The 20,130-nt window shown below is 70.0% G+C and carries 21 protein-coding genes and 1 riboswitch; of the genes, 13 read left to right on the forward strand and 8 right to left on the reverse strand.

What is annotated here, in order from left to right:
• Nucleotides 1-24 precede the first annotated feature (24 nt).
• Together nagA and ACFU5K_RS22185 are read right to left on the reverse strand one after the other, a co-directional pair.
• Complete coding sequence (gene nagA / locus ACFU5K_RS22180; RefSeq protein WP_384064372.1) at nucleotides 25-1,179, reverse strand: N-acetylglucosamine-6-phosphate deacetylase; 1,155 nt, start codon at nucleotides 1,177-1,179, stop codon at nucleotides 25-27.
• Nucleotides 1,179-2,072 (reverse strand): ROK family protein, encoded by an 894-nt coding sequence (locus ACFU5K_RS22185; protein ID WP_384064424.1) that lies wholly within the window; start codon nucleotides 2,070-2,072, stop codon nucleotides 1,179-1,181. Before ACFU5K_RS22185 ends, nagA begins: the two co-directional genes overlap by 1 nt.
• A gap of 283 nt (nucleotides 2,073-2,355) precedes the next feature.
• Here ACFU5K_RS22185 and ACFU5K_RS22190 point away from each other — a divergent pair, with 283 nt between their 5' ends.
• From ACFU5K_RS22190 to otsB, 3 genes are all read left to right on the forward strand, one after another.
• Entirely contained in the window at nucleotides 2,356-3,573 is a 1,218-nt protein-coding gene (locus ACFU5K_RS22190) for an ABC transporter substrate-binding protein (protein ID WP_384064375.1), read from the forward strand.
• Between the two features lie 10 nt (nucleotides 3,574-3,583).
• Nucleotides 3,584-3,817, forward strand: coding sequence for a DUF3263 domain-containing protein (locus ACFU5K_RS22195; protein ID WP_384064378.1), 234 nt, complete (start codon nucleotides 3,584-3,586; stop codon nucleotides 3,815-3,817).
• A 98-nt stretch (nucleotides 3,818-3,915) separates the two neighbouring features.
• Nucleotides 3,916-4,764, forward strand: coding sequence for a trehalose-phosphatase (gene otsB / locus ACFU5K_RS22200; protein WP_384064380.1), 849 nt, complete (start codon nucleotides 3,916-3,918; stop codon nucleotides 4,762-4,764).
• A gap of 42 nt (nucleotides 4,765-4,806) precedes the next feature.
• On the opposite strand, the gene ACFU5K_RS22205 is transcribed toward otsB, so the two are convergent.
• Complete coding sequence (locus ACFU5K_RS22205) at nucleotides 4,807-6,183, reverse strand: trehalose-6-phosphate synthase (protein ID WP_384064383.1); 1,377 nt, start codon at nucleotides 6,181-6,183, stop codon at nucleotides 4,807-4,809.
• Nucleotides 6,184-6,268: 85 nt separating this feature from the next.
• Nucleotides 6,269-7,219 carry a glucosyl-3-phosphoglycerate synthase gene (locus tag ACFU5K_RS22210; protein ID WP_384064426.1) on the reverse strand — a complete coding sequence of 317 codons (951 nt, stop codon included), beginning with the start codon at nucleotides 7,217-7,219 and terminating at the stop codon, nucleotides 6,269-6,271.
• A gap of 153 nt (nucleotides 7,220-7,372) precedes the next feature.
• Nucleotides 7,373-7,500: riboswitch (SAM riboswitch) on the forward strand.
• Nucleotides 7,501-7,518: 18 nt separating this feature from the next.
• Between ACFU5K_RS22210 and thrC the strand changes: the two genes are divergently transcribed.
• The 5 genes from thrC to ACFU5K_RS22235 all read left to right on the forward strand — a co-directional run bounded on the left by thrC (nucleotide 7,519) and on the right by ACFU5K_RS22235 (nucleotide 12,429).
• Entirely contained in the window at nucleotides 7,519-8,817 is a 1,299-nt protein-coding gene (gene thrC / locus ACFU5K_RS22215; RefSeq protein ID WP_384064388.1) for a threonine synthase, read from the forward strand.
• A gap of 28 nt (nucleotides 8,818-8,845) precedes the next feature.
• Complete coding sequence (locus ACFU5K_RS22220; protein WP_384064391.1) at nucleotides 8,846-9,121, forward strand: MoaD/ThiS family protein; 276 nt, start codon at nucleotides 8,846-8,848, stop codon at nucleotides 9,119-9,121.
• A 456-nt stretch (nucleotides 9,122-9,577) separates the two neighbouring features.
• Entirely contained in the window at nucleotides 9,578-9,784 is a 207-nt protein-coding gene (locus ACFU5K_RS22225) for a cold-shock protein (protein WP_003967346.1), read from the forward strand.
• Nucleotides 9,785-10,142: 358 nt separating this feature from the next.
• A complete protein-coding gene (groL, locus tag ACFU5K_RS22230) occupies nucleotides 10,143-11,765 on the forward strand; it encodes a chaperonin GroEL (RefSeq protein ID WP_384064393.1) in 1,623 nt (540 codons plus the stop codon).
• Between the two features lie 154 nt (nucleotides 11,766-11,919).
• On the forward strand, nucleotides 11,920-12,429 hold the full coding sequence (locus ACFU5K_RS22235; protein WP_384064396.1) for a DinB family protein: 510 nt from the start codon (nucleotides 11,920-11,922) through the stop codon (nucleotides 12,427-12,429).
• 940 nt (nucleotides 12,430-13,369) lie between these two features.
• Here ACFU5K_RS22235 and ACFU5K_RS22240 read toward each other — a convergent pair.
• Entirely contained in the window at nucleotides 13,370-13,648 is a 279-nt protein-coding gene (locus tag ACFU5K_RS22240; RefSeq protein WP_384064399.1) for a hypothetical protein, read from the reverse strand.
• Nucleotides 13,649-14,149: 501 nt separating this feature from the next.
• Here ACFU5K_RS22240 and ACFU5K_RS22245 point away from each other — a divergent pair.
• From ACFU5K_RS22245 to ACFU5K_RS22255, 3 genes are all read left to right on the forward strand, one after another.
• Nucleotides 14,150-14,506 carry a transposase gene (locus ACFU5K_RS22245; RefSeq protein WP_384064401.1) on the forward strand — a complete coding sequence of 119 codons (357 nt, stop codon included), beginning with the start codon at nucleotides 14,150-14,152 and terminating at the stop codon, nucleotides 14,504-14,506.
• Nucleotides 14,507-14,710: 204 nt separating this feature from the next.
• Nucleotides 14,711-16,135: a hypothetical protein gene (locus tag ACFU5K_RS22250; RefSeq protein WP_384064404.1), complete on the forward strand. Its 1,425-nt coding sequence runs from the start codon at nucleotides 14,711-14,713 to the stop codon at nucleotides 16,133-16,135.
• A 428-nt stretch (nucleotides 16,136-16,563) separates the two neighbouring features.
• Nucleotides 16,564-17,697, forward strand: coding sequence for a glycosyltransferase (locus ACFU5K_RS22255; protein ID WP_384064406.1), 1,134 nt, complete (start codon nucleotides 16,564-16,566; stop codon nucleotides 17,695-17,697).
• 36 nt (nucleotides 17,698-17,733) lie between these two features.
• On the opposite strand, the gene ACFU5K_RS22260 is transcribed toward ACFU5K_RS22255, so the two are convergent.
• A complete protein-coding gene (locus tag ACFU5K_RS22260) occupies nucleotides 17,734-17,943 on the reverse strand; it encodes a DUF397 domain-containing protein (protein ID WP_384064407.1) in 210 nt (69 codons plus the stop codon).
• A complete protein-coding gene (locus ACFU5K_RS22265; protein ID WP_384064410.1) occupies nucleotides 17,924-18,766 on the reverse strand; it encodes a Scr1 family TA system antitoxin-like transcriptional regulator in 843 nt (280 codons plus the stop codon). The genes ACFU5K_RS22260 and ACFU5K_RS22265 overlap by 20 nt, the downstream gene beginning before the upstream one ends.
• Nucleotides 18,767-18,881: 115 nt before the next feature.
• Here ACFU5K_RS22265 and ACFU5K_RS22270 point away from each other — a divergent pair, with 115 nt between their 5' ends.
• The gene (locus ACFU5K_RS22270) at nucleotides 18,882-19,124 is read left to right on the forward strand and encodes a hypothetical protein (protein ID WP_384064413.1); all 243 of its coding nucleotides are present in this window, start codon (nucleotides 18,882-18,884) and stop codon (nucleotides 19,122-19,124) included.
• Nucleotides 19,114-19,350, forward strand: coding sequence for a hypothetical protein (locus ACFU5K_RS22275; RefSeq protein WP_384064416.1), 237 nt, complete (start codon nucleotides 19,114-19,116; stop codon nucleotides 19,348-19,350). The genes ACFU5K_RS22270 and ACFU5K_RS22275 overlap by 11 nt, the downstream gene beginning before the upstream one ends.
• A 264-nt stretch (nucleotides 19,351-19,614) precedes the next feature.
• On the opposite strand, the gene ACFU5K_RS22280 is transcribed toward ACFU5K_RS22275, so the two are convergent.
• Complete coding sequence (locus ACFU5K_RS22280) at nucleotides 19,615-19,968, reverse strand: PRC-barrel domain-containing protein (RefSeq protein ID WP_384064419.1); 354 nt, start codon at nucleotides 19,966-19,968, stop codon at nucleotides 19,615-19,617.
• Nucleotides 19,969-20,130 lie beyond the last annotated feature (162 nt).

Consider the following 20,130-nt stretch of genomic DNA (forward strand, 5'->3'; position numbering starts at 1 on the left):
CTGCCGCCGGCCGGTGACGGGCCGTCATCCCGTGCGGGGGTCGACGATCCACTCGCCGCGGCGCATGACGCCCCTGAGCGTGAAGCCGGCGTCCAGGACCACCAGGTCGGCGACCTTGCCCGGGTCCAGCGAGCCGACCCGGTCGTACATGCCGAGCAGCCTCGCCGGGGTGGCGGAGATGGACTGGACGACGTCCTCGACGGGGATCCTGTCGATCGTGACAGCTCTGCGGAACGCGGTGTCCAGGGTGAGGGTGGAGCCCGCGATGGAGCCGCCCTCCACGAGGCGGGCGACCCCGTCCCTGACCTCGACGGCGAGCGGGCCGAGTTCGTAGTGGCCGTCGCCGGCGCCGGCCGCGTCCATGGCGTCCGTGATCAGCGCGACGCGGTCGGCGCCCGCGTGGTGGTAGGCGAGTTCGAAGGCGGCGGGGTGCAGGTGCGTGCCGTCGTTGATCAGTTCGACGGTGACCCGCTCGTCCTCCAGGAGGGCCGAGACGGGGCCAGGTGTGCGGTGCCCGATGGCGGGCATCGCGTTGTAGAGGTGCGTGGCGACGGTGGCGCCGGCGTCGATCGCCTCGGCGGTCTGCTCGTAGGACGCGTCGGTGTGGCCGACGGCCGCGATCACGCCGTGCTCGGCGAGCAGCCGTACGGACTCGATTCCGCCCGGGAGTTCGGTGGCCAGGGTGACCATCTTCGCGCTCCCGCGGGCCGCGTCGAGCAGCTTGCGGACCTCTGCCGGGTCGGGGTCGCGGAGCAGTCCCTCGCTGTGGGCACCCTTGCGGCACGGCGAGATGAAGGGGCCCTCGAAGTGGATTCCGGCGAGCTCGCCCTGCTCGACCAGTTCGGACAGCATGCCTGCCTGCCGGGCCAGGAAGTCCATCTCACCGGTGACGGTGGAGGCGACGACGGTCGTCGTGCCGTGCGCGCGGTGCGCCCGCGCCACGGCCAGGACGTCCTCGGCGGAGCCGGTCGCGAAGGACGCGCCGCCGCCGCCGTGGTTGTGGATGTCCACGAATCCGGGGACCACCCAGTGGCCTGAGAGGTCGACGGTCCAGGCGCCCTCCGGCGTGCCGCCGGCGATCCGGGTGCCCTCGATGATCACCCGGCCGTTCTCGACGGTCCCGGTGGGAAGCACCACCCGGGCACCTGCGAGAACTGTGCTGTCTGCGCGTCCGGCCATCAGGCGGATACCTCCGTGGAGAGTAGATCCCAGGCGAGCAGCCCTGCGCCCAGGCATCCGGCGGTGTCCCCGAGGGTCGCCGGGACGATGTGGGGCAGCTTCTGGAACGTGACCCGTTCCTCGACGGCTGCACGCAGTGGTGTGAACAACGTTTCCCCTGCCTCGGCAAGACCGCCACCGATGATGAGCGTGCGGGGGTCCAGCAGAGTGAGCGCCGTGACCAGCCCGGCGGCGAGCGCGTCGACCGCGTCCTGCCACACGCGCACGGCCGCGGGGTCGCCCGAGGCCACCACCTTCGCGCAGTCCGCGGCGTCGGCGTCAGGGTCGCCGGAAGCGGCCGCCCAGGCCCTGGACACCGCCGATGCGGAGGCGAGGGTCTCCAGACAGCCGCGCTGCCCGCAGCCGCAGTCCGGGCCGTCCGGCCGCACGACGACGTGGCCGATCTCGCCGGCGTAGCCGTGGGCGCCCGCCTCGATGGTGCCCGCGATGCCGATGGCGCCGGCGATCCCGGTGCCCAGCGCCACGAAGAGGAAGCGGTCCGCGCCCCGGCCGGCGCCGATCCGGCCTTCCGCGAGGCCGCCGGTCCTGACGTCGTGGCCGAGTGCGACCGGTATGCCGCCGAGCCGCTCGCCGAGCAGCTTCCGCAGGGGCACGTCGCGCCAGCCCAGGTTGGCGGCGTACACGGCGATGCCGCGTTCCGCGTCGACGATGCCGGGCACCGCGACGCCGGCGGCGACAGCGCCTTCGCCGAACCGCTCCCGCCCGTGGGCGTACAGGTCCGCGGCGAAGCCGAGGATCGTCTCCACGACGGCCTCGGCGCCACGCTCCCTGCCGGTGGCCCGGCGGGCCTCGTGGAGCAGGGTGCCGTCGGCCCCGACCAGGGCGGCCTTCATTCCTGTGCCGCCCACATCGAGGGCGATGACGTGTCTCACGGGAGACAGTTTCGCCCGCCGACCCTAAAAGGTCTAGTCCACTATCGTGGTTTGTTGATCACCCATACAAAGCGGCCCTGCTAGATTGCCGCATCGACACTCCGGGTGGTGTAGACCTCCACACCGGACCTGAGGCAGGATCGCGGGTCACCGCTCGTGCGGTGGACCCGGCAACCAATGTAGGGATGGACAGGCTGTGCAGCGGCGCTTTGTGGGTCTGACCGCGGCGGTTGCCGCACTCGGAATGACGGCAACGTTGTCGGGATGCGGGTCGGACACGGGTGGCGGTGACGTCACTCTGAAGCTGGTCGCGGCCGACTACGGCACCGACGCGGAGAACAGCTCCCAGCACTACTGGGACGACATCGCAGCGAAGTTCGAGCAGAAGAACCCCGGGATCAAGGTCGACGTGGCCGTCTACTCCTGGAAGGACGTCGACCGCAAGGTCGCCGAGATGGTCAAGGCCGGCGACGCCCCCGACATCGCGCAGATCGGGGCGTACGCCGACTACGCCGAGGCGGGCAAGCTCTACACCGCCGACGAGATGATCACGATCCGTACGGGGGCCAACTTCCTCCCCTCGCTCACCGACGCGGGCAAGGTCGACGACAAGCTCTACGGCCTTCCGTTCGTGGCCAGCACCCGGCTGCTCTTCTACAACAAGAGGATGTTCACCCAGGCGGGCATCACGGCCCCGCAGACGTGGGACGACATCCGCAGCGACGCCACGGCCCTCAAGCAGCGCGGGGTGAGCTACCCCTTCGCGCTGCCGCTCGGCGAGGAGGAGTCCCAGGCCGAAACCCTGATGTGGCTCCTCAGCGGTGGCGGCGGCTACACCGACGAGGTCGGCAACTACGACATCGACTCGCCGGCGAACATAGCCACCTTCAAGTGGCTGAAGGACAACCTCGTCGACAAGGGCCTCACCGGTCCCGTGTCGCCCGGCAAGCTCGACAGGGCGCAGGCCTTCGAAGCCTTCACCAAGGGCGATGTGGGCATGCTCAACGGCCACCCCACGCTCATGCAGGAGGCCAAGAAGAAGGGCGTCGACGTCGGGATGGTCCCGCTCCCGGGGGCCGACGGGCCCACCGAGGGCTCGATGGGCGTGGCCGACTGGATGATGGGCTTCAAGGAGCGCGGCAACCGGGTGGCGATAGGCAAGTTCCTCGACTTCACCTACGAGGACGAGAACGTGCTGTCCTTCGCGGACCAGTACGACCTGCTGCCCGTCACCGGCACGGCCTCCGAGGTGATGGAGGCCGACGACAAGCACAAGGCGCTCCACGCGTTCCTGGAAGCGCTGCCGAACTCGCAGCTGCCCCCCTTCGGCAAGACGTCCTGGGCGAAGGCCAGCGAGACGATCAAGAAGAAGATCGGCACCGCGGTCGAACCCGGCGCCAACCCGGAGACCGTGCTCGTGGACATCGCGACCCAGGCCCGGCAGGCGGAGACCGCGGAGTAGGTTGACCGACATGACCGCCGACCCGCTCTCCGACCAGGCGTACGCGGTGCTGGCCATGGAGCGGCGCTCCTGGTCCGGCCCCGGGGCGAAGGAACGGGCGATCCGCGAAGAGCTCGACATGTCTCCGGTCCGCTACTACCAACTGCTCAACGCGCTCCTGGACGACCGTCGCGCGCTCGCGGAGGACCCGGTGACGGTCAACCGGCTCAGGCGGGTCCGCGACGCGAGGCGGGGCCGCCGCTGAGTGCCGTTCCGGCCGGTGTCGTCACAGGACACCGGCCGTGCGGGGCGGCCCCGAGGGGGACCGCGCGGCCCGGCGGCCCGCCCGCTACGCTCGGCCGCATGGGCAATCAGGACCACCCCCTCCCGACCCCGTCCACCCAGGCCGGCCGTGACGGCCTCGCCGCGCTCCTGGCCCGGCCCGGCCGCGCGGTGGTCGCGCTCGACTTCGACGGCACGCTCGCCGACATCGTCCCGGACCCCGAGCGGTCCCGCGCCCACCCCGACGTCGTCCCGGCCCTGTCGGCGCTGGCGCCGCGCGTCGCCGCCGTCGCGGTGATCACCGGGCGTCCGGCCGGCACAGCGGTGCGCTTCGGCGGCTTCGCAGGGGCGCCCGGCCTCGACCACCTCGTCGTGCTCGGCCACTACGGCGCCGAACGCTGGGACGCCGTCAGCGGCGACGTCCACGCACCCGCCCCGGACCCCGGCGTCGAAGCCGTGCGCGCGGAGCTGCCCCGGGTGATCGAGGAGGCAGGGGCCGGCGACGGCACCTGGATCGAGGAGAAGGGCCGCGCGGTCGCCGTGCACACCCGCCGCGCCGCCGACCCGCAGGCCTCCTTCGAGGCGCTGCGGGCGCCGCTGAGCGCTCTCGCGGCCCGCCACGGCCTGATCGTCGAACCCGGCCGCCTCGTCCTGGAACTGCGCCCCGCCGGCATGGACAAGGGCGTGGCGCTGGAGGAGTTCGTGCGGGAGACGAAAGCGGAGACCGTCCTCTACGCGGGCGACGACCTCGGTGACCTCGCCGCCTACGCCGCCGTGGAGAAGCTGAGGGCCCGGGGCACCCAGGGCCTGCTGGTGTGCAGCGGCTCGGAGGTGCCCGAACTCGCCGAACGCGCCGACCTGGTGCTGCCCGGCCCGGCAGCGGTGGCCGGCCTGCTGCGGTCACTGGCCGGCCAGCTCGCCCGGGGCTGAGGCGTGACGAGGACCGGGCCCGATGGCCCGGTCCTCCGGCGGTCAGGCCCGCAGCGCCTCCAGCTGGTCCAGGAACCACTGCTGCGGCGGCAGCGCGGTCGCCGCGGCGGCGAGACGCTTCGAGCGCGCCGCCCGCTCGCCGGACTCCATGGTCAGCGCCTCGTGAAGTGCCCGCGCCGTGGCAGACACGTCGTACGGGTTGACCACGAGCGCGTCCTCGCCCAGTTCCTCGTACGCACCCGCCTCCCGGGAGAGGACCAGCGCGCAGCCGTCGTCCGAGACGACGGGGACCTCCTTGGCCACCAGGTTCATGCCGTCGCGGATCGGGTTGACGAGGGCGACGTCGGCCAGCCGGTACGCCGCGAGCGAGCGGGCGAAGTCGTCGTCGACGTGGAGCAGGACCGGGGTCCAGCCCTCCGTGCCGAAGTCCGCGTTGATCGTGTCGGTGACCCGCTGCACCTCGGCCGTGTAGTCCCGGTACACCGCGAGGTCCTGCCGTGAGGGGTAGGCGAAGGCGATGTGCACCACGCGCTCGCGCCACTCGGGGCGCTCCTCAAGCAGCGCCCGGTAGGCGTGCAGCCCGCGGACGATGTTCTTGGAGAGCTCGGTGCGGTCCACCCGCACGATCGTGCGCCGGCCGGCGCCCACCTGCTCCCGCAGCGTCTCCATGCGCTCGTCCACGTCCGCCTCGCGGGAGCGGCGGCGCAGGAAGTCCGCGTCGGCCCCGAGCCCGTGCACCCCGATCCTGGTGCGGCCGGTGCCGCCGAGGATCTCCGTGCAGCAGCCGATGAAGGTGTCCGCCCAGCGGCGCGTCAGGAAGGCCGCGCGGTCGGCGCCCAGGATGCCCTTGAGAAGCTGCTCCCCGATGTCGTCGGGCAGCAGCCGGAAGTAGTCGACGGGCGCCCACGGGGTGTGCGTGAAGTGCCCGATCCGCAGGTCGGGGCGGAGCTCGCGCAGTATCCCGGGGACCAGCGAGAGGTGGTAGTCCTGCACGAGGACCGCCGCGTCCTCGCCCGCCTCCTCGGCGAGTGCCTGTGCGAAGGCCCGGTTGTAGCTCTCGTAGGAGGCCCACTGACGCCGGAACTCCGCGTCGAAGACGGGCTCCACCGGCGTCTGGTAGAGCATGTGGTGCACGAACCAGAGCACCGAGTTCGCGATGCCGTTGTACGCGTCCTCGTGGACCCCGGCGTCGATGTCGAGCATCCGCACGCCGGGCTCGGACACGCCCTGCCGGACCGCCTCGCGGTCGCCGTCGCCGAGAGCGGCGCACACCCACAGCTTGTCGTCGACGGCGCTGAGGCCGGAGACGAGCCCGCCGCCACCCCGCTTCGATTCGAGCGTGCCGTCCTCCCGCCGGGCGTACGACACCGGGCCGCGGTTGGACGCGACGAGGACCTGGGCAGCGTGCTCGGAGACCATGTACCCGAACCTAGCCCGTGAGGGAAGCCGCCAAACGTGAGGAACGGCCGGAGATCCGGAGCGGAGCCGTCGTGGCGCGAAACCGCTACGCGGCGTTCCGGGCCGCGTACTCCGCGATCTCCCGCATCGGCGGCCGTTCCTCCGTGTCCACCGCGTGGGTACGCGGGACGAACCCGCCCGGCCCCCGCTCGAACTGGGTGATCTCGGGCCGTACGAGCGGGCCCCGGGAGAGCCTCAGCTGCGCCGTCCGGTAGATCGCCGCCGCCATCCGCCCGAGCGCCTGGCCGTCCTGGTGGCGGTGTCTGCGTACGCCGACGTCGACCTGGGCCAGGGCGTCCAGGCCCACGGTGTGCAGGGCGTCGACCAGCAGGCCCAGCTCCACTCCGTAGCCGACCGGGAAGGGCAGCCGCTCCAGCAGGGAGCGGCGCACCGCGTACTCGCCGCCCAGCGGCTGGACGAACCCGGCAAGCCGGGGCCAGTGGAGATTGAGCAGCGGGCGGGCCACCAGCTCGGTCACGCGCCCGCCCTGGCCCGCTGCCTCGCCCAGCGGCCGGTCGTACATCGCCTTGACGAACTGCACCGAAGGGTCGGTCAGCAGGGGGCCGACTGTCCCGGACACGAAGTCCGCGGAGAAGTCCTTGAGGTCGGCGTCGACGAAGCAGACGATCTCGCCGCTCGTCACCAGCAGCGACCGCCACAGGACCTCACCTTTGCCGGGCAGGGCGGGGATCCGGGGGACGACGGAGTCCCGGTGCACGACCCGGGCGCCCGCCCGCCGCGCGACCTCGGCCGTGGCGTCGGTGGAACCGGAGTCGATCACCACCAGCTCGTCGACGAGCCGGACCTTCTCCATCAGCTCGCGCCGGATCTCCGCGACGATCGCGCCGACCGTCGCCTCCTCGTTCAGCGCGGGCAGGACGACGCTCACGCGCGCGGCGCGCGGATCCCTCGCCCGCGCGGCGGTGAGGTGGTCGAGCGGGCGGTCGTCGGCCGACCAGGAACGCCTGGTCAGCCAGCGTTCCACCTCTTCCAGCACGGTCGATTCTCCCTGTGTGTGATCCATCTCGCGGTTCGGACGACTCATCCGGTCGCCCGGTGCTTCGGTTACAGTCTTGAACAACGCGGATGGCCCCCTCATGTCGGGGTGGCTCCGCGAAAAAACGCCCGGATCGACGGTCCGGTGCCATCGCGCTCATCCAGAGGGACTGAGGGAACGGCCCGTTGAAGTCCCGGCAACCCTCCTGCCGACCGCGAGGTCACGGTGGGGAAGGTGCCAATTCCGTCTTGTGGCGAAATACGTCGCAAGGAAGATGAGGAGAAAGGGCCTCCGCCATCATGGCCGCGCAGACAGTCGCAGCAAACGCCAATTCTTCCGCCGTGGATCTCGGTCCCGCCGCAGCGCTTTCCTGCCGCGAATGCGGCGAGCGTTTCGAACTCGGCCCCCTTTTCGCCTGCGCGTCCTGTTTCGGGCCGCTCGAAGTGGCGTACGACCTCCCGAGCGGCTCCCCCGAAGAGCTGAAGAAGCGCATCGCCGAGGGACCGGACAACATCTGGCGCTATGCGCCGCTGCTCCCCGTCCCCGCCGATGTCGCGGACAAGCCCAACATCAACCCCGGTTTCACGAAGCTGGTCAAGGCCGACAACCTCGCCCGCGAGCTGGGCGTGACCGGCGGCCTGTACGTCAAGGACGACTCCGGCAACCCGACGCACTCCTTCAAGGACCGTGTCGTCGCCATCGCCGTCGAGGCCGCCCGCGCCTTCGGGTTCACCACGCTCTCCTGCTCCTCCACCGGCAACCTCGCCGGTGCGGTCGGTGCCGCCGCGGCCCGCGCCGGCTTCCGCTCGTGCGTGTTCATCCCGCACGACCTGGAGCAGGGCAAGGTCGTCATGGCCGCGGTGTACGGCGGCGAGCTGGTCGGCATCGAGGGCAACTACGACGACGTCAACCGCTTCTGCTCGGAGCTCATCGGCGACCCGCTCGGCGAGGGCTGGGGATTCGTCAACGTCAACCTGCGGCCGTACTACGGCGAGGGCTCCAAGACGCTGGCGTACGAGATCTGCGAGCAGCTGGGCTGGCGGCTGCCCGACCAGCTCGTGATCCCCATCGCCTCCGGTTCGCAGCTCACGAAGATCGACAAGGGGCTGCGGGAGCTGATCAAGCTCGGCCTCGTCGAGGACAAGCCGTACAAGATCTTCGGCGCTCAGGCCGAGGGCTGTTCCCCGGTCTCCACCGCCTTCAAGGCCGGCCACGACGTCGTGCGGCCGCAGAAGCCGAAGACCATCGCGAAGTCCCTGGCGATCGGGAACCCTGCCGACGGCCCGTACGTGCTGGACATCGCCCGCCGCACCGGCGGTGCGGTGGAGGACGTCGACGACGAGCAGATCGTGGACGCGATCAAGCTGCTGGCCCGCACCGAGGGCATCTTCGCGGAGACCGCCGGCGGTGTGACCGTCGGCGTCACGAAGAAGCTGATCGAGGCAGGCCTGCTGGACCCGGCCCTGACCACCGTCGTCCTGAACACCGGGGACGGACTGAAGACGCTGGACGCGGTCGCCCCCACGACCGGACTGTCGGCGACGATCCGGCCCAGCCTGGACGCGTTCCGCGACGCTGGCCTCGCCGCCGCCAACTGACCACCCGAGACCCGAGGAAGGCACCGACATGAGCGTCAAGGTCCGTATCCCCACCATCCTGCGCACCTACACGGGTGGTCAGGCCGAGGTCCCGGCCGAGGGGGCGATCCTCTCCGAGGTCATCGCGTCGCTGGAGCAGAACCATCCGGGCATCGGCGCCCGCGTCCTGGACGACCAGGGCAAGCTGCGCCGCTTCGTCAACGTGTACGTCAACGACGACGACGTGCGCTTCGAGGGCGGTCTGGACGCGGCGACGCCGGACGGCGCAGGCGTATCGATCATCCCGGCCGTCGCCGGAGGCTGATCCCCGTCGCGGCGCGCGGGCCGGGGAGACACCCCGGCCGGGCGCCCGCGCTGTGTGAACACGAAGGCCCCCTCCGCATCAGAAGCGGAGGGGGCCATTCTGCATGGTTGAGCGCGGTAGAGTTGGGGAAGTCCCCGCCGCTGCCCGTGCCGCCCGCATATGAGAATGCGCCCGGCCGTGACAAGAAGCAGCCAAAGTACGTGAACCTCCTGAGGCATAAGTCGCCTTTGTCAGGCCCGACTTGCCCTGGAATCTTGCCGATTCTCCCCATCCGGGCGTTCGCGCCTGCCCAGAATTCCCGTCCGATTGCCCTGTTGCAGAGGGCAGTTGGGCAGATACATTCGGCCGCGGTCGACGCGTTCCGGCGCACGCCACCCTCTCCTGTCGGAGGGTGAGTTCTGACCCGGGCCCGCGAAGTGCGGTCTCGTGCAAGGGCCAGTAATAGGGGAGTTAGGCATGGCTCAGGGCACCGTCAAGTGGTTCAACGCGGAGAAGGGGTACGGCTTCATCGCGGTCGACGGTGGTGCGGATGTTTTCGTCCACTACAGCGCGATCCAGATGGACGGGTACCGCACCCTCGAAGAGGGTCAGCGAGTTGAATTCGAGATCTCGCAGGGCCAGAAGGGGCCGCAGGCGGACATGGTCAAGCTCGCCGTCGGCTGAGCTCGGCGCGGTCGGCCAACGACACTACTCACGCACGCAGGGCCCGTTCCTCCGCAGGGGGACGGGCCCTGCGTGCGTCCGCGTGCGCCCCGGGCGGGGCCCGCTCCCCAGCGAGCCTCGGCCTCAGGCGCTTGCACTCGAGGGGGTCGAGTGCTAATCATTGGCGTTAGCACTCTCCAGGTGAGAGTGACAGAAACTTGGACCGGGCCGGTGAGGCCCGCAGGCTCAGCGGGGCAAGGAACCACTGAGCAGGCTGGCCGTCCGTCGCGGGCGCCTCCCGGTCCGGAGCAATCCTTCCCCAAGCTCTCAACTGCGTTCGAGCAGGGGAGACCCCATCAGTCCGGGAGGACCACTTCACATGGCCAAGATCATCGCGTTCGACGAGGAGGCACGGCGCGGTCTCGAGCGCGGGATGAACCAGCTCGCCGACGCCGTCAAGGTCACCCTCGGCCCCAAGGGCCGTAACGTCGTCCTCGAGAAGAAGTGGGGCGCGCCCACGATCACCAACGATGGTGTTTCCATCGCCAAGGAGATCGAGCTCGAGGACCCGTACGAGAAGATCGGTGCGGAGCTGGTCAAGGAGGTCGCCAAGAAGACGGACGACGTCGCCGGCGACGGTACGACCACCGCCACCGTTCTCGCCCAGGCGCTCGTCCGCGAGGGCCTGCGCAACGTCGCCGCGGGTGCCAACCCGATGGCTCTGAAGCGTGGCATCGAGAAGGCCGTCGAGGCCGTCTCCGCCGCACTTCTGGAGCAGGCGAAGGACGTGGAGACCAAGGAGCAGATCGCTTCGACGGCCTCCATCTCCGCTGCTGACACCGAGATCGGCGCCAAGATCGCCGAGGCTATGGACAAGGTCGGCAAGGAAGGCGTCATCACCGTCGAGGAGTCCCAGACCTTCGGTCTGGAGCTCGAGCTCACCGAGGGTATGCGCTTCGACAAGGGCTACATCTCGGCGTACTTCGCCACCGACATGGAGCGCATGGAGTCGTCGTTCGACGACCCGTACATCCTGATCGTCAACTCCAAGATCAGCAACGTGAAGGACCTCCTTCCGCTGCTCGAGAAGGTCATGCAGTCGGGCAAGCCCCTGCTGATCATCGCGGAGGACGTCGAGGGCGAGGCCCTGTCGACCCTGGTCGTCAACAAGATCCGTGGCACCTTCAAGTCCGTCGCCGTCAAGGCTCCGGGCTTCGGTGACCGCCGCAAGGCCATGCTCGGCGACATCGCCATCCTCACCGGTGGCACCGTCATCTCCGAGGAGGTCGGTCTCAAGCTGGAGAACGCCGGCCTGGACCTGCTCGGCAGCGCCCGCAAGGTCGTCATCACCAAGGACGAGACCACGATCGTCGACGGTGGCGGTGACAGCGACCAGGTTCAGGGTCGTGTCAAGCAGATCCGTGCCGAGATCGAGAACTCCGACTCGGACTACGACCGCGAGAAGCTCCAGGAGCGCCTCGCGAAGCTGGCCGGCGGCGTGGCCGTCATCAAGGCCGGCGCCGCCACCGAGGTGGAGCTCAAGGAGCGCAAGCACCGCATCGAGGACGCGGTGCGCAACGCCAAGGCCGCCGTCGAGGAGGGCATCGTCGCCGGTGGTGGCGTGGCTCTGCTCCAGGCCTCGGCCGTCTTCGAGAAGCTCGACCTCACGGGCGACGAGGCCACGGGCGCCAACGCCGTGAAGCTCGCGCTGGAGGCCCCGCTCAAGCAGATCGCCGTCAACGGTGGTCTCGAGGGTGGAGTCGTCGTCGAGAAGGTGCGCAACCTGCCGATCGGTCACGGCCTGAACGCCGCGACCGGCGAGTACGTCGACATGATCGCCGAGGGCATCATCGACCCGGCGAAGGTCACGCGCTCCGCCCTGCAGAACGCCGCGTCCATCGCCGCGCTCTTCCTCACCACCGAGGCCGTCATCGCCGACAAGCCGGAGAAGGCCTCTGCGGCCGCTCCGGGCGGCATGCCGGGCGGTGACATGGACTTCTGATCCTCGGATCAGCAGCTCCAGCGGTACCCGCAGTATCCGTACGACGCCGGCCCCCGGGATTCGTCCCGGGGGCCGGCGTCGTACGTGCCGCCTGCCGCCCCGTCCCGGAGCCGGATACTGGGCACTTCTGTCCCCTCGTGAAGGAGTGCGACCGGTGACCACCGACGTGCGTAAAGGGCCGCCCGCCGTGGGCGGGGAGCGCGAGACGCTGCGGGCCTTTCTCGACTACCACCGCGCCACCCTCGCCATAAAGTGCGAAGGGCTGGACGACGAGCAGTTGCGGCAGCGGTCGATGCCTCCCTCGACGCTCTCGCTGCTGGGACTGGTGCGGCACATGGCCGAAGTGCAACGGGCCTGGTTCCGCCGCGTGTTCGACGACAACGACGCTCCGATGGTGTGGTCGGACCGGATCGACTTCCAGGCCGCGTACGACGCGAGCACCTCGAACCGGGCCGAGGCCTTCGGCGCCTGGGAGGCAGAGGTCGAGAACTCCCGCCGCATCGAGCGGCAGGCCGCCTCCCTGGACCTGACGGGGCTCCAGCCGCGCTGGGAGCAGGAGGTGTCCCTGCGCATGGTGATGGTGCACGTGCTGCTCGAATACGGCCGCCACAACGGCCACGCGGACTTCCTGCGCGAGGGCGTCGACGGGACCGTGGGCGCGTGAGGTACGCCCATCGGCGGGGGCGGGGCGTGCCGGGTCCCCGCGCGCGGCCGGGGGAGAGAGCTGCCCGGGCCGCGGTCCCCGCAGCCCGTCATTGCCCCCGGCGCTGAGGCCTGCGCGGTTCGACACATGAACGGCGGTCGTCGTGTCGCCCCGCCCGCGCAGGAATGGTTCGTGCCTCGAGAGTACGGCGAGCTCGGGACACGCTTTGCCGCCCCTCGTTACAAGGGCGGGCCCCTGACGAGCCTCAGCTCATCAGGCGTTCGGATCCGCTTGAAGGACCTGCGCACTCCAGGTGTCCACCGCGGGACTGCACCGGTAGAAGACGTTCGGCTGCACCGGGTCACACGTCACCAGGAGAACGTCTCCCTGCCCGAGTGCAACGTTCCGCTGGACCTGCGTGGAGCGACGCTCGCAATGCCGCGTGACCTCGAGGTGCAGCGGATGAGGGCCTGGGGTCAAGGGGATGAAACGAACCTTTCTGATGCTGGTCCGATCGACGCTGCAGAGCTGTTGCCGACTCTCGGTGACCGACACCAGGCACCAATTGAGTGACATGCTGCGGGGCGGGTCACGCAGATCCACCTGTAACAGAAGACCGGTCTGGCCTCGGCGCCGGGCGCTACGGATCAGATAGCGAGACCGCCATTTCAACCGGCCGTCGAAGTCGCTGTTCACCTGCACCGCGACGTCCCCCACCCTGCTCCCTCTGCCACTCCACCACGTTCCCCGGACGCTCAGGCTGGCAGGAACAGGCGAGATCCAGAAGGGCCATGACCGGCAGAGCGTAAAGGCCGAAGCCTGCCGGAAGTCAACGGTGACACGGCCCTTACGCTCGGCAAGTCAGCCAGCTTTGGTGGGCTTTTGCGTTCGTGCGCGGGTGCCGGCGAGCCGGTGGGAGTCGGTACCGCAGGGCCCTCTCAACCGCAGCGTCGACTGTCGGTCAGTTCGCCTCGGCGTCCTGCGGCAGGGGGTCCTCGCCGCTCTCTGCAGCAGGACTGGCCGGACGGTAGCGCCCCATGCTCCCGAAGATCAGAACGGCTCCCAGAGGGGCCATCCCGTAGAGCACGGGGAAGTCCTTGCCGAACCTGGTGACAAGGAAGGCCAGGCCTGCAAGGGCGAGGAGCAGGAAAGGACGCCTGATGACGTGACCGCCCACGATGGCTAGTCGGCGACGCACTCCGTGCGCTTCGGTGAGGCGTCTCCAGTCCGACGGTGACATGACGTCAGCGTAGCCCGTACAGCGGTCGAGGAGACCGTCCTGGCCATGCCGTAGATCTCCGGCATGACCAGGACCGTTCACCAGCATCCTCCCAACGCAAACCCCAGCGCCTCCAGTCCGGAGCACCAGGCCCACGACCGGGCCGGCCACCGTGTCGTAACGTCGGTGAAGGCATCCCGGCTACCCCGGGCGGCGGAGCCATCAACTGGTCCAGGTCCGGCCGCGGCCGGACGCCCTCCCCGCGATCGATGGAATGCACCCGGCGTCCTCGCTGACTTCTCGACGTGGCGGGCGCCGGGACGGGCCAGGCCGCTGCGTGGAGCACTGATCACAGGGCCGAGGGGCTGGGCGGCACGCAGGCACCGGGGCCCGTGACCGGGCGATGGAGACCGTGCCGTGGCGGCGGTATTCGAACTCGCGGCGCTCCTCGCGTCCGGGGCTGGCGCGCGGGGTCGGGTAGCGGCGGGCGACGTTCACCGCGTTCCTGCGGCAACTGGACCAGTGCACCGACCCTGCCCTGCGGATCCACCTGGTCATGGACAACGGCTCCTCGCACAGTCCAAGGCCACCCGGGGCTGGCTGGCCGCTCACCCCCGCTTCGCCGTCACCCACACGCCCAAGCACGCCTCCTGGCTGAACATGGTCGAGCAGTGGTTCAGTGCGCTGACCCGCCGCGTACTGCGACGCGGCGACTTCGCCTCCCGCGACGACCTCGAAGCCCAGATCGCCACCTACACCATCCGCTACAACCGCACCGCCCGCCCCTACCGCTGGCGCTACGACGCCGAAGCCGAGCACGCCCGCTACCTCGCACGCCGCCCCCAACCCGCCCCCGACACCTTCACGCAAGCCGCATAACACTCGCCGGGTACCGGCACCCCTTACACGACGGCGCCCCGACCACCGACCTCCTGCACCGCCCGTTCGACCTCCTCGGACTCTCACACTCACATAAGGCTTGAAATGGCCGTGGCCTGCCGGCAGTGGTGCACATTCATCGCCTATCCGGGCAAATCGGGATTCTGGCGGTGGTGCTCCGCAGCGCGTTCGTAGAATTGTCGGATGCCAGTTTCCAAGCCTCGCAAGAAGAAGAAGTCGTCGTCGCAGTCCGCCGCCAGGGCGGGGCGGTCGGGACATCCCGCCACTCGCAGGTCCGGACAGGAAGCAGCGCCATGGGGGCAGTCGGGGCGAAGCCTGTGGGGGGAGTCGGCCAACTTCGGGGAGTACCGTCGCCGGCTCGACCGGCAGCGGATGGATCTCGCGGCCCGCGACGCCGAACCGATCGTCGCGAGTCTGGTCGCCGCGGACGGCTCGGTGTCCTGGGCCGAGGACGAGCTGTGCCGCCGCTTGGGCCGGACGCTTGCCGGGCAGGACGCGGCCAGCGACGCGCGGCAGGAAGCAGGGGCCGCCGAGATCCTCGACACCTACAGCACCGACCAGCTGCTCGACGCCGTGACCGATGCCACCGCGCGAGCAGCCTTCCAGGCCGTCACGGCCGCCGACGAGCCTCAATCCCGCAACGGCACGTGGCGGTTGCTGCTGGCCCTCGCCAGGATCACCCCGCACCCAGCAGCCCAAGTCGCCGTCCAGACCGTCACGGACCTGCGGGAACGTACCGTCTCGCTTCCGGAGGACCCGATCGCCAGCGCACCGACCGGCACGGCCCTGTGGTGCCGGGACGCCTACGGCACCCGCTTCGCCATCACCGCGCCGTTCGCCGCCGCGGATAGCCCGGACCGGTGGTACCTGTGGGACATCGACGCCTGCGGCAGCGACGCGCTGACGGTCGGCGCCGGATACTTCCCGGATGCAGACCAGGCATTGGCATTCTGGCTGGCCGCGGTCGGACCGGACGCCACCTCCGGGTGCCGTCTCGAACCCGTCTCGGACCCCCGCCTCGCTGCTCGGCTGCTCCCGGGCCTGGCAGACTTCTTCCACCCCGGGGGCGAGTCGGAACGGCAGTACGCGGAATTCCACCGCTGCCGTCGGCTGGCCCAAGAGCTCCGCCACTCGGACCTCCTGGACGGGAGCACCGCGACCGCCGGCACCCCCGCACCGGCACAGCCGATCGGCAAGGACGCGTGGATCGCCGAGTTCGCGGCCTGGCGCGCCGAGCACCGGCCCGGCCACAACGCGGTCCCTGACGATTTCCCGGTCGAGGAGGAGGGCGAGGAACCTCCCACCGAGGACGACCTCTACCGAGAGCTGGCCGATGGCTGGTTCAGCACCGAATTCCCCGAACTCGCCCATGCCTGTTCCCCGCACCGGATCGCCCTGCTGGCCGCGCACATCCGCGACTTCTACACCAGCGACTTCGCACCGGTCGTCCTACGTCTCGTCCCGGATCTGGCGGCCTGGCTCACTGAGCGCTCCAGGCTGCCGGCCGCGGTTGGCGGACGCACCCGGGCCTACGCCGACGGCACGACCGTTCCGGATGCGGATCTGGGCCATCGCGCTCACAGCTTGCTGACACCGATCCGCGAGTAGCCCGACCAGGCGATGGTGACACAACCCAGCCGCCGCGGCGGCCAAGCCCCGCCGCGGCGCGGGCAGCAGCCGGGCCATGGGCGAGCAGCCAGACACCAAAGGCACCGCACTGGCCTGGGCAGAGGCGCCCACCCAACTTGAGGACCGCTTCCGGCAGGGGCCGGAGCACTCACGCAGCGTGACTAATGCAGCCACGAGCTACCGGCAAAGGACCTGCGACGCGCTGCACTAGAGCGTCACGACGCTCCGCCGCAAACCGGTCACACGAGGTCAACGCGCCAGGCAGGGAGGGTGGGTGGGGGCAGGCCCTCCACCCATTCCGCTGAAAGAGCGCTCGGACTCCAAGGCTTGAGCTCCGGGCCCGTCGTCACCTATGCGGGGATGCGGTGGAGTGCCAGTGGCTCCACACGACGTCTAAAATACTTGCCATGCGCATCATTTTTTACAACAACCCGCTGACCGGGCATTTCCTGCCGCTGCTCCCGCTGGCACGCGCAATGCAGAAGCAGGGACATGCCGTGGCCTTCTGCTCCGCCGCCGGTATGGCCTCCGCCGTCGAGGCACAGGGGTTCGAACTGATCCCGGCCGGCCCCGCGACCGAGGTCACCCTGGCCGAGGTGACCCGCCGTACCGGCATCAACATGCTGGCGGCACCCACGCCCGAACTGGTCGGAGGGTTCTTCGCCGGAGCGCGTGTCGATCTCGGCGTGGAGGAGGCTCTGGCCGGGGCGAGGCAGTGGGCGCCCGACCTGATCGTCTCCGAGCACCTGGACTTCGTGGGTCCGCTCGTCGCCGCCGTTCTCAAGCTCCCGTCCGCCGTGGTCGCCGTAGACCCCGCGCTGGAGCCGGAACTCCTGGCCGCCCTGGCATCGGCGGCGAGCTCGCAGTATCTCGAACGCGGTCTGCAGGCACCGGCCCACGCACAGTCCGGCGACTGGCTGCTGGACCTCTGCCCGCCCAGCCTCCAGCGCGACGGTGCACCGCAGGTCCTGGAGCGCATCGCGCTGAGGCCGGAGGCGCACAGCGCCCCTGAGGGCACGCCGCTCACGCCTCGCGTCCCGGGTACGGGCCGGCCTCGGGTACTGGTCAGTTTCACCACCAGCGGAGCGTCGGAGCTCGGCCCCGTGCTCCAGTCGCTGAGCACCCTCGACATCGACCTGGTCGCGACGACGGGAGGTGCCCCGACCGACGGTCTCGGACTGACTCCCGGACGGGTGGAGCTGGTCTCCTTCATGCCGGCGGTCGAGTTGCTCGAAGGCGTCTCCGCCGTGGTGCACCACGGCGGGTCCGGCTCCACGTTCGGCACGGCGGCCCACGGCGTCCCGGCCGTCGTCGTCCCCGGGACAGCGGGGCAACAGCGCCAGGCGATGCGTGTCGAGGCCGCGGGGGCCGGACTGGCACTGCCCATCGGGGAGCAGGAGCCCGGGGCGATCGCAGCCGCTCTCGTCCAGGTGCTCGCCGAGCCCTCGTTCACCACCGAGGCACAGCGCATCCGTGACGAGATCGCCGCCATGCCCTCGGCCTCCGAGGTAGCCGCACGCCTCATCGCCTCCCTGTCCTGAGTCGGCGCACCCACCGGCGTTCGTAGGCCGTCCGTCCTAGTCGCGCTTGAGGTCCGCGACGAAGGCGGACCAGGCGGCGGCCCGGAACACGAGCGCCGGGCCGTCGGCCACCTTGGAGTCGCGGACGGGGACCGCGTCGGGGTGGGCGGTGTTGATTTCGAGGCAATCCCCGCCGCTGGCTCCGCTGTACGAGGACTTCTGCCAGGTCGTCTTGGACAGGTCGTAGTCAAAGCTGATCATCTTCATGGGCGTAATCCTCTGCCACGGACTCCAACAGGGCCAGGGATGCCTGCGGTGACAGCGCACTGGCCGCCACCAGATCGTAGGTCAGTTCGTAGTGCCTGACGGTTGCCGGATCGTCCTGCAACTGGCCTGTTCCCAGGCCTTGTAGGTAGGCGAGAGGGGGTGCGTCGTTGAAGGACATGAGTTTCAACTGGCCTTCGAGGGCCATGTGGGCCCCTGCGGAGAACGGCATCACCTGCGCGATCACTCGATGACGACGCGCCAGCGATGCCACGTGCTGCAGCGCCTCGGCCATGACAGCGCTGCCACCTGATCTCCGGCGCAGAACGGCCTCATCGAGGACCACCCACAACAAGGGAGTTGTTGGATCGGCGAGCAGTGCGGCCCTGGCCAGTCTTGTTGCCACGAGTTCGTCGATCGCCTCTTTCGGATGGGTAGGCAACCCCCCTCGGAAAACGGCTCGCGCGTACGCCTCCGTCTGGAGGAGCCCAGGAATGAGCAGGGGCGCGTACTCGCGGATCGTGATCGCCGCTGTTTCCGCCTCCGCCGCCTCCGCGAAGTGGTCCGGGTACTTCGACTGCTTCAGGGCGGCGCAGTTCCGTACGAAGAAGCCGTCCGCGCCCAGCACCTCGTCCAGTCGCCGGGCCTGGTCCGCCTGCATCCGCCGCGTGCCGGCCTCCAGCTGGCCGATGAAGGAGCCGCTGACGAACAGGGGCGCCCCCAAGTCGTCCTGCGACAGGTCTGCGGCCTCTCTCCGGTGGCGGAGTTCGGCCCCCAGGAGGGCGCGAGGAGAGGACGAAGGGTCGAGGGTCTTCGGTCCTGGCATAGCGGCTCCCGGTCGCACACGTGCGGGTGTTGGATCTGCGCCTCTTCCACGGTAGCCGTGAATTGGCCACGCTGAGTAGGCATAGTCACTACTCAGCGTGGAAATGGGGAGGATCATGAAGACGGCTACGGAACGGCGCGAAGAAGCAGCGGGCAGGGTGCGGGCCGCGGAGGACGCGGTGGTGCGGCTGAAGGCAGGCCTCGCGGGGGTCGGCGTGAAACTGCCGTCGCTGCGCATCGACCCGGTGTCGTGCGCGGGTGAGGACCCGGTTCCGCTCGTCGACCTCGGCCGGTGCACGCTCGACACGGCGCTGCGGCTGAGTGTGCAGCTGGAAACGGCGGCTGCTCATGACAGTTGAAGGTCTGGAGCCGTGTGTGCCGGAGCCCGGAACGTTCGCGGTGGACGGCCGTGACGGCCGGGTGGGCCGGGTGATAGGGCGGGTCGGGCCGTATGTGCAGTTGCGTCCGCCAGGCGGCGGCGCGGAGTGGGACTGTCCACCCGACGTCGTCCGGCCGGCCCCGGCGGGGCTCGTGCTGCGGGCCCGGGTGACGGAGGTCAACCGGGAGGGTCAGTTGCCGCGATGACGATCTGTCATGCGGACCGCTCTCGGGGCTGTGACATGGATGCCGGACAGGCCCTCGACCGTCGGACCCGTCGTCCCCCGTCCCACGCCCTGCCTCGCGATCCAGGAGGTCGCGGGTGGGGACAGGTGCACCGTGCTGTGCTCCCTGACGGGTATCCGGGGCGGCAGGGCCCAGTCGGGGCTGGGTGAGCCGTCGGCACACGCGAACAGCGGGGCCGGCTCCGTATGAGGAGCCGGCCCCGCCTCTGATCGCGGTGCGCGGGGATCACATGACCCGGTAGCTGTCGTAGTAGCCGCCGATCTGGGCGTGATAGCCAGGATCGCCCGCGTGCTTGTGCTTGTCGAACTCGGGGGAGTCCTTGATCTGGTCCTTGGTCAGGTCGACGAACACCGTCCGGTGTTCCGTGTCGATCGCCTTGACCGTGCCTGCCGGAAGCAGGACGTCCTTGCCGAAGATCCAGACACCGGTGTCGACGACCAGATAGGCGGAACCCACCTCGTCGGAGTGCTTGTCGACCTTCCCGATGCTCCCGTCCGTCGCCTCGACCGAGTATCCGGTCAGGTCGGCGCCCGCGGTGTGCCCGGCAGAAGGCTGGTAGCCCCACAGGTTGTTGCTCATCATTGGCTCCTTCCTCGACGGTTCGTCCGGCGCGGCGTATCTCATCGGAATGAGGATGAGTGCCGCTCAACATATCGGCTGCCCGCGCTTCTCCGGTCCACACATCGAATATGCGATGCATGCGGAAAAGCGCGGGTGGGGGGGGGGGGGGCGGGGGCGCGG

The organism is Streptomyces sp. NPDC057428, from assembly GCF_042803195.1.
Classification (GTDB): domain Bacteria; phylum Actinomycetota; class Actinomycetes; order Streptomycetales; family Streptomycetaceae; genus Streptomyces.

Excerpts from the sequence above, each read along its gene's own strand:
- ACFU5K_RS22265 (WP_384064410.1), bottom strand. The coding sequence starts at position 18,766 with ATGCCAGGACCGAAGACCCTCGACCCTTCGTCCTCTCCTCGCGCCCTC.
- ACFU5K_RS22250 (WP_384064404.1), top strand. The coding sequence starts at position 14,711 with ATGCCAGTTTCCAAGCCTCGCAAGAAGAAGAAGTCGTCGTCGCAGTCC.
- ACFU5K_RS22185 (WP_384064424.1), bottom strand. The coding sequence starts at position 2,072 with ATGAAGGCCGCCCTGGTCGGGGCCGACGGCACCCTGCTCCACGAGGCC.
- ACFU5K_RS22205 (WP_384064383.1), bottom strand. The coding sequence starts at position 6,183 with ATGGTCTCCGAGCACGCTGCCCAGGTCCTCGTCGCGTCCAACCGCGGC.
- nagA (WP_384064372.1), bottom strand. The coding sequence starts at position 1,179 with ATGGCCGGACGCGCAGACAGCACAGTTCTCGCAGGTGCCCGGGTGGTG.
- ACFU5K_RS22275 (WP_384064416.1), top strand. The coding sequence starts at position 19,114 with ATGACAGTTGAAGGTCTGGAGCCGTGTGTGCCGGAGCCCGGAACGTTC.
- thrC (WP_384064388.1), top strand. The coding sequence starts at position 7,519 with ATGGCCGCGCAGACAGTCGCAGCAAACGCCAATTCTTCCGCCGTGGAT.
- ACFU5K_RS22195 (WP_384064378.1), top strand. The coding sequence starts at position 3,584 with ATGACCGCCGACCCGCTCTCCGACCAGGCGTACGCGGTGCTGGCCATG.
- groL (WP_384064393.1), top strand. The coding sequence starts at position 10,143 with ATGGCCAAGATCATCGCGTTCGACGAGGAGGCACGGCGCGGTCTCGAG.
- otsB (WP_384064380.1), top strand. The coding sequence starts at position 3,916 with ATGGGCAATCAGGACCACCCCCTCCCGACCCCGTCCACCCAGGCCGGC.
- ACFU5K_RS22260 (WP_384064407.1), bottom strand. The coding sequence starts at position 17,943 with ATGAAGATGATCAGCTTTGACTACGACCTGTCCAAGACGACCTGGCAG.
- ACFU5K_RS22220 (WP_384064391.1), top strand. The coding sequence starts at position 8,846 with ATGAGCGTCAAGGTCCGTATCCCCACCATCCTGCGCACCTACACGGGT.
- ACFU5K_RS22225 (WP_003967346.1), top strand. The coding sequence starts at position 9,578 with ATGGCTCAGGGCACCGTCAAGTGGTTCAACGCGGAGAAGGGGTACGGC.
- ACFU5K_RS22280 (WP_384064419.1), bottom strand. The coding sequence starts at position 19,968 with ATGAGCAACAACCTGTGGGGCTACCAGCCTTCTGCCGGGCACACCGCG.
- ACFU5K_RS22270 (WP_384064413.1), top strand. The coding sequence starts at position 18,882 with ATGAAGACGGCTACGGAACGGCGCGAAGAAGCAGCGGGCAGGGTGCGG.
- ACFU5K_RS22190 (WP_384064375.1), top strand. The coding sequence starts at position 2,356 with ATGACGGCAACGTTGTCGGGATGCGGGTCGGACACGGGTGGCGGTGAC.
- ACFU5K_RS22240 (WP_384064399.1), bottom strand. The coding sequence starts at position 13,648 with ATGTCACCGTCGGACTGGAGACGCCTCACCGAAGCGCACGGAGTGCGT.
- ACFU5K_RS22255 (WP_384064406.1), top strand. The coding sequence starts at position 16,564 with ATGCGCATCATTTTTTACAACAACCCGCTGACCGGGCATTTCCTGCCG.